At 59.4% G+C, this 12,061-nt stretch carries 16 protein-coding genes; 10 read left to right on the top strand and 6 right to left on the bottom strand.

The features are described 5' to 3' along the window. The first annotated feature begins 31 nt into the window (after positions 1-31). Both rhtA and J3P79_RS08810 read left to right on the top strand, forming a co-directional pair. A complete protein-coding gene (gene rhtA, locus J3P79_RS08815) occupies positions 32-919 on the top strand; it encodes a threonine/homoserine exporter RhtA (protein WP_434609754.1) in 888 nt (295 codons plus the stop codon). A 166-nt stretch (positions 920-1,085) separates the two neighbouring features. After that, positions 1,086-1,367: a hypothetical protein gene (locus tag J3P79_RS08810; protein WP_434609752.1), complete on the top strand. Its 282-nt coding sequence runs from the start codon at positions 1,086-1,088 to the stop codon at positions 1,365-1,367. Between the two features lie 7 nt (positions 1,368-1,374). On the opposite strand, the gene J3P79_RS08805 is transcribed toward J3P79_RS08810, so the two are convergent. Further along, the gene (locus J3P79_RS08805; protein WP_434609751.1) at positions 1,375-1,944 is read right to left on the bottom strand and encodes a TetR/AcrR family transcriptional regulator; all 570 of its coding nucleotides are present in this window, start codon (positions 1,942-1,944) and stop codon (positions 1,375-1,377) included. 88 nt (positions 1,945-2,032) lie between these two features. Between J3P79_RS08805 and J3P79_RS08800 the strand changes: the two genes are divergently transcribed. Both J3P79_RS08800 and J3P79_RS08795 read left to right on the top strand, forming a co-directional pair. Continuing rightward, complete coding sequence (locus tag J3P79_RS08800) at positions 2,033-2,761, top strand: SDR family oxidoreductase (RefSeq protein ID WP_434609750.1); 729 nt, start codon at positions 2,033-2,035, stop codon at positions 2,759-2,761. Positions 2,762-2,794: 33 nt separating this feature from the next. Next, complete coding sequence (locus J3P79_RS08795; RefSeq protein ID WP_434609748.1) at positions 2,795-3,385, top strand: 2-hydroxychromene-2-carboxylate isomerase; 591 nt, start codon at positions 2,795-2,797, stop codon at positions 3,383-3,385. A 9-nt stretch (positions 3,386-3,394) separates the two neighbouring features. Here the strand turns inward: J3P79_RS08795 and J3P79_RS08790 are convergent, their stop codons facing one another. From J3P79_RS08790 to J3P79_RS08770, 5 genes are all read right to left on the bottom strand, one after another. After that, on the bottom strand, positions 3,395-5,203 hold the full coding sequence (locus J3P79_RS08790) for an aminopeptidase P family protein (protein WP_434609747.1): 1,809 nt from the start codon (positions 5,201-5,203) through the stop codon (positions 3,395-3,397). Between the two features lie 59 nt (positions 5,204-5,262). Further along, positions 5,263-6,417: a cysteine desulfurase family protein gene (locus J3P79_RS08785; protein WP_434609745.1), complete on the bottom strand. Its 1,155-nt coding sequence runs from the start codon at positions 6,415-6,417 to the stop codon at positions 5,263-5,265. A gap of 161 nt (positions 6,418-6,578) precedes the next feature. Then, on the bottom strand, positions 6,579-7,193 hold the full coding sequence (locus J3P79_RS08780; protein WP_434609743.1) for a LysE family translocator: 615 nt from the start codon (positions 7,191-7,193) through the stop codon (positions 6,579-6,581). A 97-nt stretch (positions 7,194-7,290) separates the two neighbouring features. Then, positions 7,291-7,557, bottom strand: a complete 267-nt coding sequence (locus J3P79_RS08775; RefSeq protein ID WP_434609742.1) for a hypothetical protein — start codon at positions 7,555-7,557, stop codon at positions 7,291-7,293. Positions 7,558-7,625: 68 nt separating this feature from the next. Next, positions 7,626-8,039, bottom strand: coding sequence for an antibiotic biosynthesis monooxygenase (locus tag J3P79_RS08770; RefSeq protein ID WP_434609740.1), 414 nt, complete (start codon positions 8,037-8,039; stop codon positions 7,626-7,628). 82 nt (positions 8,040-8,121) lie between these two features. On the opposite strand from J3P79_RS08770, the gene soxR reads away from it, so the two are divergent. The 6 genes from soxR (at position 8,122) to J3P79_RS08740 (ending at position 12,050) form a co-directional block, all read left to right on the top strand. Next, the gene (gene soxR / locus J3P79_RS08765) at positions 8,122-8,586 is read left to right on the top strand and encodes a redox-sensitive transcriptional activator SoxR (protein WP_434609738.1); all 465 of its coding nucleotides are present in this window, start codon (positions 8,122-8,124) and stop codon (positions 8,584-8,586) included. Between the two features lie 109 nt (positions 8,587-8,695). Continuing rightward, positions 8,696-9,154: a VOC family protein gene (locus J3P79_RS08760; protein WP_434609736.1), complete on the top strand. Its 459-nt coding sequence runs from the start codon at positions 8,696-8,698 to the stop codon at positions 9,152-9,154. A 247-nt stretch (positions 9,155-9,401) separates the two neighbouring features. Further along, entirely contained in the window at positions 9,402-10,616 is a 1,215-nt protein-coding gene (locus J3P79_RS08755; RefSeq protein WP_434609734.1) for a PepSY-associated TM helix domain-containing protein, read from the top strand. Continuing rightward, entirely contained in the window at positions 10,613-11,155 is a 543-nt protein-coding gene (locus J3P79_RS08750) for a thiamine pyrophosphate-binding protein (protein ID WP_434609732.1), read from the top strand. Before J3P79_RS08755 ends, J3P79_RS08750 begins: the two co-directional genes overlap by 4 nt. Then, complete coding sequence (locus J3P79_RS08745) at positions 11,152-11,478, top strand: hypothetical protein (protein WP_434609730.1); 327 nt, start codon at positions 11,152-11,154, stop codon at positions 11,476-11,478. Before J3P79_RS08750 ends, J3P79_RS08745 begins: the two co-directional genes overlap by 4 nt. Beyond that, positions 11,475-12,050, top strand: a complete 576-nt coding sequence (locus J3P79_RS08740) for a DUF6162 family protein (RefSeq protein WP_434609728.1) — start codon at positions 11,475-11,477, stop codon at positions 12,048-12,050. Before J3P79_RS08745 ends, J3P79_RS08740 begins: the two co-directional genes overlap by 4 nt. Positions 12,051-12,061: the final 11 nt, after the last annotated feature.

The raw sequence follows: 12,061 nt of genomic DNA, 5'->3' as shown, positions 1-12,061 counted from the left end.
TCCTGCCCCTTTTATTGGATGACACCCCGCAATGACTCCACCCAATCGCAGCCTGGCCTCTTCTTTATTTCCGGTTGCCCTGCTATTGATCGCCATGGCCTCCATCCAGTCCGGCGCTTCCCTTGCCAAGAGCATGTTCCCGATAGTAGGCGCGCAAGGCACGACGACCCTGCGGCTGATATTTGCCAGCATCATCATGTTGTTATTGCTACGCCCGTGGCGGGCCAAACTAACAGCCCAATCCTTGCGCACCGTGTTGATCTACGGGATGGCCCTTGGGGGCATGAATTTCCTTTTCTATATGTCACTTCGTACCGTTCCCCTGGGCATTGCGGTGGCTTTGGAGTTTACCGGGCCTCTGGCGGTTGCTATTTACGCGTCCCGTCGGGCCATTGATTTTCTCTGGATTGCCCTGGCATTGGTCGGCCTGCTGCTGCTCATACCAACCGGAGCCGCCAGCGCCAGCATCGACTTGATCGGAGCAGGCTATGCATTGGGCGCAGGCGTATGCTGGGCGCTGTACATTTTGTTTGGCCAGAAAGCCGGCGCGGACAACGGCGTGCAGACCGCTGCACTAGGGGTCATGATCGCCGCCCTGTTTGTCGCGCCTATTGGCATAGTGCACGCCGGTGCCGCACTGCTGACACCAAGTCTTATTCCAATCGCCATTGGGGTAGCCATTCTGTCTACTGCCCTCCCCTATACCCTGGAGATGATCTCCCTTACCCGAATTCCCGCCCGCACGTTCGGCACGCTAATGAGCGTCGAGCCCGCAATCGGCGCCTTGTCGGGACTGGTGTTCCTCCAGGAATACCTATCGCTGGCGCAGTGGGCCGCCATTACCTGCATTATCCTTGCCTCAGTCGGCGCAACGCTGACGATGGGCGATGCCGCCAAACCCGCCATTGCAGCAGATTGATCAGTTTTGATCATTGCTCTGGTATTTACCGCGCATTTAGGCCATGTTTAGCCTCGTAACCTAATGCTAGACATGGATTTTTTCATACAGGACGTCATGAACGCTTCAAGCGAGAGCGAACACAGCCGTACGTAGACACAAGATCCACGACGGTATAAGGACGGGAATGAAACGAATTTTGATCTTGATCGCCATACTGGCAATTGCGGGCTGCGCGGCGACATCGAAAACCGAAATGAAGCGCGGTAAAAAAGGCCTGCATATCAATTGCTCTGGCCTGACTTCATCCTGGGACCAGTGCGCCGCCACCGCTGCCAATTCATGCGCCCCAAAGAACTACAAGGTGATCGCCAGATCTGGGGATACCGTCGAGGAGCCGGGAGATTATCCCTTCGGGCTCAACCCCGCCGGGTATACCAGTCGCAGCATGATCGTCATCTGCAAATAAGCAGGGATCAGTCAAGCGGTCGGTCGGTGATTCGACGACTGATTTCGTCAAAGCTGGATTTGAGGACATCGCGCTGGACCTCGGGTGCCGCCAGCATGCGCGCAACCACCAGCGCCCCGACACATTGCGACAGCACCGACCACGCCAAGCTATCGCTCCCTAATATTCGCGCCCAACCTCCATGCAGCCGGCAGATCCAAGTCTGCGCCGCCTCGCGAACCTGCATATCCGAACGTGCAATCTCTGCCCCCAATACTGGTAATGCACACCCTGCCTCGGGTTGTTCAACGTGGCCCATGCTCAAGTATTGCTTGAGGCAACGCTGCAGCTTCACTGCGTCCATGACTCCATCACCGTTCAAACGGTCCAGGCTATGGGCGAGTTCTCTTTCGACAATGGCCCTGAAAAGCTCATCCTTGGATGAGAAATGGCTGTAGAACGCACCACCGCTCAGCCCGATTGCCTTCATCAAGCCATCAACGCCTACCGAGGCAAAACCGGACTTCTTGATGGAGGTGGCGCTGCTCGCGAGCAGCTTTTCGCGGGTTTCCATCTTGTGGTTGGCTGAATAACGCATCGTCTTGCCCCTGATGTACATCTTGACGTTCGCCCGACCTTAACATAACGTCCGTTTAGTTAACGATCGTTTAGCAATGGAGCTAACCATGAATAACAAGAAGGTCGTACTGGTTGTTGGTGCCGGCGATGCCACGGGTGGGGCAATAGCCAGGCGTTTCGCCCGGGAAGGTTTCGTGGCCTGCGTCACGCGTCGAAGCGCCGACAAACTTGAGCCGCTGGTGGACAGTATTCGGGCCGAAGGGGGTGAAGCCCACGGGTACGCCTGCGATGCGCGCAAGGAAGACGAAGTCATCGCGCTGATCGAGCAAATAGAAAGTCAGATCGGGCCGATCGAAGCATTCATCTTCAATATCGGCGCCAATGTGCCGTGCAGCATTCTGGAAGAGACGGCTCGCAAGTACTTCAAGATCTGGGAGATGGCTTGCTTCTCCGCATTTCTCAATGGGCGGGAAGTGGCTAGGCGCATGGTCAAGCGCCAACGCGGCACAATCCTGTTCACTGGGGCTACCGCAGGATTGCGCGGCGCCTCAGGGTTTGCCGCGTTTGCCGGGGCCAAGCATGGTGTACGAGCGCTGGCGCAAAGCATGGCGCGTGAACTAGGCCCGATGAACGTCCATGTGGCTCATGTGGTAGTGGACGGTGCCATCGACACTGCGTTCATCCGTGACAATTTCCCGGAAAAATATGCAGCCAAGGAGGAGGACGGCATCCTCGATCCGGAACACATTGCCGAGAATTATTGGTACTTGCATACCCAGCCCCGCGACGCATGGACCTTCGAGCTGGACCTGCGCCCCTGGAGCGAACGCTGGTAAGCCTCCCCTCATAACAATAAGAGAGCAGTCCCCATGAGCAAATCCGTAGAGTTTTTCTTCGACCTCGGCAGCCCGACCACCTATCTGGCCTACACCCAGTTGCCTGCGCTTTGCGCACAAACGGACAGTGAACTGATCTACCGCCCCATGTTGCTGGGTGGCGTCTTCAAGGCAACTGGCAACGCCTCGCCTGTTACCGTGCCGGCCAAGGGGCCCTATCTGTTCAAGGACTTGAATCGCTTTGCCATCCGTTATGGCGTTGAGTTCAAGCTCAACCCCTATTTTCCAATCAACACATTGCTGCTGATGCGCGCCGTAACCGGCATGCAATTGCGCCATCCGGACCGCTTCGAGGCTTTTATCAATTGCCTGTTCCGCGCCCTGTGGGTGGACGCCCGCAACCTCAACGATCCGGCGACAGTTGCGGCGATCCTGAACGAAGGTGGCTTCGATCCTGAATATGTCCTCGCCCTGACCACCGACCAACAGGTGAAGGACCATCTCAAGGATGCCACCGAAGAAGCCATCCGTAGAGGTGTATTTGGCGCGCCGAGCATGTTCGTCGGCAACGAATTGTTCTTTGGCCAGGATCGGCTGGACTTCGTCCGTGAAGCCCTGGCCTGACCGTTTGTGTCAGATGGCCGCGGTCCGCGTGTTCAGCCATTGCAACGCGTCGCCTTCCAGCAACGGGCTCAATCGACGCTGGACCTCGGCGTGGTACGCATTGAACCAGTCTTTTTCGTCCTGGGTCAGCAAGGATGGCTCAAGGCAGCGGGTGTCGATCGGGCAGAGCGTCAGGGTTTCGAAGGACAGGAACTCACCGAACTCACTGCTCCCCGCCTCGCGGTTGAGCACCAGGTTCTCGATACGCACCCCCCAACGACCTGGACGATAAGTACCCGGCTCGATAGACGTGATCATCCCCGGCTGCATCGCGGTTTGCGGCGCGGCGGCGGCCTGGTAGGCAATGACTTGCGGCCCCTCGTGGACGTTCAGGAAATAACCGACGCCGTGACCGGTGCCATGGCCGTAGTCCACCTGCTCGGCCCAGATTGGCGCACGGGCGATGGCATCCAGCAACGGCGACAGAATGCCTCGGGGGAATTTGGCCCGCGACAAGGCAATCACACCCTTGAGGACTCGGGTGCAATCACGCTTCTGCTCTGGCGTCGGCGCTCCGACCGGCACCATGCGCGTGATGTCCGTGGTGCCGCCAAGATACTGCCCCCCAGAATCGATCAGCAGCAAGCCATCGCCTTCGATAACGGCGTGCGCTTCTTCCGTGGCGTGGTAGTGAGGCATCGCGCCGTTGGCGTTGAACGCGGCGATGGTATTGAAGCTCAGGGAGACGAAATCCGGCCGACGCTCGCGCGCCGCGGTCAGATGCTCATCGATAGTCAGCTCGGTGATACGCTCGCGGCCCCAGGCGCTTTCCAGCCAGGCGAAGAATTCGCAGAGAGCGGCACCATCCTGCTCCATTGCCTGGCGAATATGCTCGGCATCTGCCGGGGTCTTGCGGGATTTGGCCAGCGTCGTCGGGTTGAGCCCTTCGACCAGCTTGACGCCACTGTCCAGGTTACCCAGTAAGCCGACGGTGACCCGCGCCGGATCAATCTGCAGACTCGCACCGCTTGGCACTTCACGCAGCGCGACAGCGGCTTCGCTGTAATCGCGCAGCGTCACGCCATCCTGTTCAAGTGTTGCACGCAATGCCGCATCGACTTTGTCCAACGCAACGAACAGCGTCGCCTGTTGCTGGCCAATCAGGGCAAAGGAGACGAACACAGGGTTGAACGACACATCCGCGCCCCGCAAGTTGAACAGCCAGGCAATGTCATCCAGGGTGGCAATGAAGTGCCAATCGGCGCCGCGTTCCTTTAGCGATTCGCGCAGCTTGGCCAGTTTTTCTACCCGACTTACCGTCGCTTGTGGCGGCAGATGGGCGTAGACGGGCTGATTCGGCAGGGCTGGACGATCGGTCCAGACCTTATGCAACAGGTCGATATCGGTACGCAACCGCGCCCCACGCGACTCGAGCTTGCTGCTCAGCGTCCGGGCCGACGCAACGGCCATGACGGCTCCGTCAACCGCTACCACACCGCCCTCGGGCGTTTGTTCACCGAGCCAATCCAATGGGCCGGGCTGACCCGGAACAAGCTTGACCAACTCAATCGTGCTGCCTTCCAGCTCCTTGGTGGCTTGTTCCCAGTACCGACTGTCGGCCCAGACCCCGGCAAAATCCAAGGTCACGATCAAAGTACCTACCGAACCATGGAACCCGGACAACCATTGGCGACCTTGCCAGTAGCCCGGCAAATATTCCGAAAGATGCGGGTCGGCCGAAGGCACCAGCAGCGCATGGATGCCCTCTTCGCGCATCAACTGGCGGATCCGGGCCAGGCGCTGGGGAATCTGTCCTGGGGTCGAAGGCTCGGTACTCATCATCACTCCTGCTAATTCAATTTTATTGTTCGTACGCCGAACGTGTTCGGCTCAAAGGATTACACCCAAAATGCAGGGGCAGCGGCGCAGGCGGACTTGATCAACCGCACCGCCTCGTCAATATCCTGTTCGCTGGTGAAACGTCCCAGGCTCAAGCGGATGGTCCGCCCGGCCGCACGTGCATCGTGCCCCAAGGCCAGCAGGACATGGGATGGGGTGTTTTGCGCCGAATTGCAGGCCGACGTCGCGGAAAACGCAATCGACGCGCCCAACGTCGCCGGGTTGAACTCGCCTTCATTGAACGTCAGGCTCAGCGTATGGGGGATTCGGCAACTCGGGCTGCCATTCATACATACGCCGGGCAACGTCAACAACGGCTCAAGCAAACGATTGCGCAGTCGATCGATCTTGGCGAGTTCCTCGTCGAATGACTGCGACGCCAGTTCGAACGCCGCCCCCATGGCCGCAATCTGATGGGTCGCCAATGTACCGGAACGCAATCCACCTTCATGGCCTCCGCCATGGATCTGCGCCGACAGCCTTGGCCGTGCACGATCGCCGACGTAAAGCACGCCGATGCCCTTGGGACCGTAGATCTTGTGTGCAGAAAAAGACATCAGATCCACCGGCCAACGGGCCAGGTCGATGCTCATCTTCCCCGCTCCCTGGGCTGCGTCCATGTGAAACAGCGCGCCGTGCTCTCGAACGATCTCACCGATGGCGACAGCGTCGTTGACGGTCCCCAACTCATTGTTCACGAGCATTAACGACACCAGGAACGTGTCCTCGCGCAATGCCTCGCGGACAGATTGCGGACTGATCAGGCCATCGGCGCCCGGCGCCAGCCACGTCACCGCGACACCGCCCTCTTCAAGTTGCCGGACCGTATCAAGAACTGCTTTATGCTCGATCAAGCTGGTGATCACGTGCCCACGCGCACCGCGCGCCTGGGCCACACCCTTCAGGGCCAGGTTATTGGATTCGGTGGCACCTGAAGTCCAGACGATCTGATCGGCTTGAGCGCCAACCAACCGGGCCACTTGTTCGCGCGCCTGCTCCACCGCACGTCGCGCCTCCTGGCCGAACGCATGGGAACTGGAGGCCGGATTGCCAAAATTGCCGTCAAAACCCAGGCATTGGACCATGACCTGGATCACCCGCTCATCCACCGGCGTGGTGGCCGCGTAATCAAAATACAAAGGACGCTTATTCATAAGGAAACTCGCAGAGCCGGTTCCGGGACCAGGGTGCCCTCGTTGGGTTCGAGACAAGCTTTACCTGATCAAGACCTTAAAGAAGTCAGACTTCATTTAAAAGTGCGTAGGAACGCTCCTGGAACAGCGAGCTTAGCAGGCATCGCGTCGAAGCTCAGCCCTCAGCTCATGCTTTCGAGCAACAACGGATACAGCGACGCGACCAACAGCAGCGCCATGCCCCAGTTGAACAGGCGCAGCCACCGACGATCACGCAACAAGTTACGCAGCAGGCTGCCGCATACCACCCACAAGCTGACGCTTGGCAGATTGATCAAGGCAAACACCGCCGCGATCACCACCACGTTGAAAAAATAGCCTTGCAGTGGTGTATAGGTGCTGATGGCACCGATGGCCATGATCCAGGCCTTGGGGTTGACCCATTGGAACGCCGCCGCGCCCCAGTAGCTGATCGGTTTGTTGTCGCCCGCAGCGCTGTCCGAGACCGGGCCGGAATGGGCAATTTTCCATGCCAGATAGATCAGGTATGCCGCGCCGACATAGCGCAACAGGGTGTAGAGCAACGGATACGTCTGGAACACCGCGCCCAGGCCGAGGCCCACCGCCAGCACCAGGGAAAAGAAGCCGCAGGTGATACCCAGCATGTGAGGGATGGTACGGTTGAAACCAAAATTGACACCCGAGGCCAGCAACATCGTGTTGTTGGGGCCTGGTGTGATCGAGGTCACCAGGGCAAACAGGGCGAAGCCCAGCAGAAGGTCAAGCGAGAGGGTCATGGCAGGTCAATCCGTCGGGCAGTCAGGTGATGACCCTACCCCACGTCCCGGCACTCGCCCATGGACAGTTAGGCAAAACTTCGAGCGGTACAGTCCTTCAGCTTGGCCGGCCAGGCAATTGGACGGTCTGCTCGGCATTCATTTCGCCACGCTCATCGAAGCCGACGTTCTTCTGCGATGTGCCGAGCAATTCGGCTTTCCTGGCGTGATATTCCTCGAACGAAAGACCCCGCCGATTCAACGCCTCGAGGGCCAGCTCACGGGTTTCCTCGGCGGTATAGGGACGCAGCTCTGGAGAGGACGAGGCGCAACCGCTCAACACGGTGACGGTCAACAGCAGCAAGACAGCAAGAATACGATTCATGGCGGGCGTCCAATGTTCTGTAGTGGGGCGATGAACAAAGGCTACCCGCCGGCACGGAACGGCAGAAATCAACGCTTTTGATAGTGGGTATCGCCCTCTCGTATCCCTCGTTGCGCTTGGTTGACCCACGGGCAATGCAGAGCACCGTCCAGGCTGCGCTCGATGTTGCGCAGTACCTGGAAAGAGCCGAACGTCACCGCTTTGGCCCGATGCTGCTGAATCAGCCGCCAGAAATTTCCCTCGCCATGTTCAACACTTCGAAACGCCGCATCCCCTGCTTCGCGGGTTTGCCATTGCAGGCAGTTGAGCACCCGCCTTCCGTCCTCGCTGGCCTGGATAGTGGCACTGAGAAAGCCTGGGAAATCCCGCGCCAGGCGCTCGGTATGTTCCGACAGGGCGGTCACCAGCGCCTGTAGCCATTGAGGCTCGATATCGAACTCAATCAACTGAGTAAAGCTGCGCTCGTTGGTTGGCAAATGCATGGAAGGTCCCCCGTTTGATAAGGCGAATCTTGCGATCCGAAGGCCTGCAGGGTAAAACCTCTAGTTAAGTCAAGGTCAAGCGATGATTGCAGTGACAAATCCTATAAATGTCCACAAAGAGCTCACCGTCGGCCAGGTCGCCGCTCGCAGCGGCGTGGCGGTCACCGCCCTGCATTTCTATGAAACCAAGGGGCTGATCAAAAGCACCCGCAACCAGGGCAATCAACGTCGCTACCCCAGGGAAGTGCTCCGGAGGGTGGCGCTGATCAAAGTCGCACAACGCCTGGGTATTCCCCTGGCTGAAATTGGCGAGGCACTGCAAAACCTGCCAGACAATCGTGCCCCGACCGCGGCCGACTGGAAAACCTTGTCGGAGCAGTGGAGCCGAAATCTGGATGAGCGCATCAACCAACTCATCGCCCTGCGTGATCGGCTGAACGGCTGTATCGGCTGCGGTTGCCTCTCGATGGAAAATTGCCCGTTGCGCAATCAGGGCGACGTACTGGGCAAGCGAGGGCCAGGGGCGCATTTGTTGGACGGGCCGTAAGACGTTCGTCGGGGCGCGAGCCCTCCCATGGGCGGCGTTCTATAGTGAGTTGGCCAAATCGACGAAAGACTCGTTCTCTTCATCCCCCATTACAACAAGGAGAAACGTCATGGGCGTCAAATCCATTCCAGAGGGTTATCACAGCATCACGCCTTATCTGGGCATCCAGAAAGCCGCCGAAGCCATCGACTTTTACAAAAAGGCTTTCAACGCAACCGAAGTCATGCGCCTGAGCATGCCCGACGGTGGCATCGGTCATGCCGAACTGCGGATCGGCGATTACCCGATCATGCTTGGCACGCCTTGTGACCAGGGCCCGCTGAGCAATCCGGATCAATCTCCATCAGTGGGTCTGCATCTATATGTCCACGATGTGGATAGCGCGTTCGCCCAGGCGATCGGTGCCGGAGGTACGGTGATTTCCGAGGTCAAGGATCAGTTCTACGGTGATCGCACCGGGACGCTGAAAGATCCATACGGGCATTTATGGTTCCTGGCGACGCACAAGGAAGACCTGACTCAGGAACAGATCGAGCAGCGCGCCAAGGAAATGTTTCAGCAAGGCTGATGCGTTTACCCAAGGCAGCTTCGACCGTGACGAGGGAATTTTACGCCCCGGTCTGAAGAAGACACTCAACGCTTATCGCTAACGCGAAACATTTTCTTTCATCTTTCACTTCAGGATTTGAGTGACTCGTTCGTCTTAATTAGATGCAGCAGGCCGCGTCGGCAAAAGCCACGGCCTGCTTTTCCAGGGTTCAACATGTCGCGAAGCCCGTGACACCGGACCTTTCATCGAATCAAGACGTTCAATCATGTCGAAAAAGTCCCGCTCCAAACTCTGGTTCCTCGTCCATAGCTGGTTGGCGTTGCCCATCTGGTTTTTCGTTTTGATCGTCTGTGTCACCGGCACCCTGGCGGTGGTCAGCCAGGAGATCGTCTGGCTGGCGAACCCTGAGATGCGCGCCAGCAAGCCCAGCGATGACGCCACATTGCTTAGCTACGATCAGGTCAGGGCTGCCATCAAGCAAGCCCAGCCGCTGACCCAGGTGCAAAGTATCGTGCGTCCGGATGAGTCGCATTTTGCCCTGGAAGCCAAGGTCACGTATCCCGACGGGCGCCCGGACACCGTCTACGTCAACCCCTACAGCGGTGTCATCCAGGGATCGGCTCCGGCGTTCAATTTCAGGGGCTTTACCCGCGCCTTGCATGGCTGGTGGCTGGTGCCGTTCACTAACGGCTACAGCTGGGGCTGGTACCTGGTGTCTTTCCTCGGCCTGCCGATGCTCGCGTCACTGGTAACCGGGCTCGTCGTCTACAAACGCTTCTGGAAAGGTTTCCTGCGCCCGACCTTGCGTATCCGCCACGGCGCGCGGATTTTCTGGGGCGATTTTCATCGGCTCAGTGGTATCTGGTCGATCTGGTTCATCGCGGTCATTTCCGTGACCGGCACCTGGTTCCTGATCGAAGCCACGCTGGCCGACAATGGCATCTCCATCTCCAGCGCGCCCGTCGTCCCGGTCGTGGCCCGTGAAAGCGTTCCGCTGTCGGCCGATGGTACCGCTCCACCGCAATTGAACCTGGACCGAGCCATCGAAATCGCCCGGCAACAAATCCCGGGGCTGGAGGCAAGTTTCGTCAGTTTCCCCGGTAACGCCTACAGCCACCTCGAAATCGGCGGACGGGGCTGGTATCCATTGATGTTCCAGACCGCAACCATCAATCCCTACAACGGCGAGGTAGACGCCTCGCGATTGTTGTCGGACCGTACGGCCCTGGAGTTCGTCACCGAATCCATGCGGCCCTTGCATACCGGGGACTTCGGCGGCCTCTGGATCAAGCTCATCTGGTTTTTCTTCGGCCTGGTCCTGAGCATGATGGTCCTCAGCGGATTGTTGATCTGGACCAAACGCACGGCCCTGGCCACCGCCAACGCCGTCAAGCGCAGCCAGAAACCTGCCCGGCCTGCTCGTATCGCACAACCATTGCAACCTTCCCTCCACCGTGACTCGCCGGAGGGCAACCTGTGAATCCGTCCACCACAACCACATCATCTGCACGCCTGGGCCGGTTCTGGCACAAATGGCGTTTCCATCTCAATGTGCTGTTGCTGCTGATTCCCCTGGGCTTCATGCCCAAGTACCTGTCGGAAGCGGCGTTGTTCCGAGGCGACGGCGGGCTCGGCGAGCGGGAAGTCGGCGAGATCCAAGTGGGGCCGTGGAGCCTGCGCCTGGCGGAATTTCGCAACGAAGCCCCTCGTACCCAGGGCCCCGCCGGCCCCATGAAGCACTTCAATGCCGCTTTGTGCCAACGTTGCATCAGCCAGGTGAAAGCCACCTACCTGCGCATCGGCAAGCCCCGCAGCCTGCGGGCCGCCGGGGTGATTTTCTTCGGATCGCCCTACCGTATGGGCGCCCTGTTGCCGGTGCCCAAGAAGACCCAGCCAGACGCCGAGTTGTGGATAACGCTCGAAGGCTGGGACGGCTCGATGCATCAAGCCTCCATCCCCCTGAACCAGGCGTCCCCGGCCACTGTCGCCTGGCTGAAAACCCAAGGAGCCCAACCATGACCTTTCGCGCCTCTCTCAACAGCCTGGCGCTGCTGCTGTGCGCAGGCTTGAGCACCAGCGCACTGGCTCACAACCCGATGTGCGAGTGCAAGGCCATCGACGCCGAACAGATCCAATGCACCGGTGGTTTTTCCGACGGCAGTGGAGCCCCCGGGGTGACGCTGGATGTGATTGGTTACGACGAAACCATCCTGGTTCCCGGCAAGCTCGGCGCAGACTCGAAGCTGACCTTCAAGAAACCGGATGCCGAATTCTACGTCCTCTTCGACGCCGGCCCCGGCCACGTCGTGGAAATCGACCAAGCCGACATCGAGGCCCCATGAGCACACCGACCCTTCAGGTTGTCCGCCCCGCCGGCGCGGGCCATGAAACCCTTTATGTCCTGCTGTTGTGCCTGATAATCGTGCTGGGGGCCGGGTCAGTGGTGGCCTGGCACGGCGAAACCCAGGAGGTCGCCCACCTGGAAAACAACCAACTGGATGCCCGTCGCGACCTCAGCGCCGCCGAGCAAGGGATCTACGCCGACCTGCGGGTCACGCTGGACGAGATCCGCATCCTGCGCGAAAGCGAGCCAGCCCTTCCCGCCCCTCAAGCGTTGGCAGACGAAGGCTTTGCCCCGTTCGCCCAGGATGCCAGTTCTGTCAGCCGCGGCGGCCACGCCTGGCAACTACTGGGCGACGACGCCTACCTTGGCGCTAGCGCCAAGCCTTCCGTCGCTGGCTCCTTTCTGATGCGCATCAGCGAATCGCCCGACGCGCCCCCGGACATCTGGCTCAACCGCAGCCATCCTGCGACCGCTCCTGCCGCATCGGACGACGCCGCCTTGTCCGCCGCCGGTTGGCAGCAGATCGTCGCGCAGTTCGATGCCGGCGTGACTCGCCAGCACCGGCATTGACCCAACGCCCC

The organism is Pseudomonas sp. R1-7 (genome assembly GCF_051132105.1).
Classification (GTDB): Bacteria; Pseudomonadota; Gammaproteobacteria; order Pseudomonadales; family Pseudomonadaceae; genus Aquipseudomonas.
The sequence above is the reverse complement of the archived record's forward strand: the minus strand, read 5'-3'. Positions and strand labels throughout refer to the sequence as shown.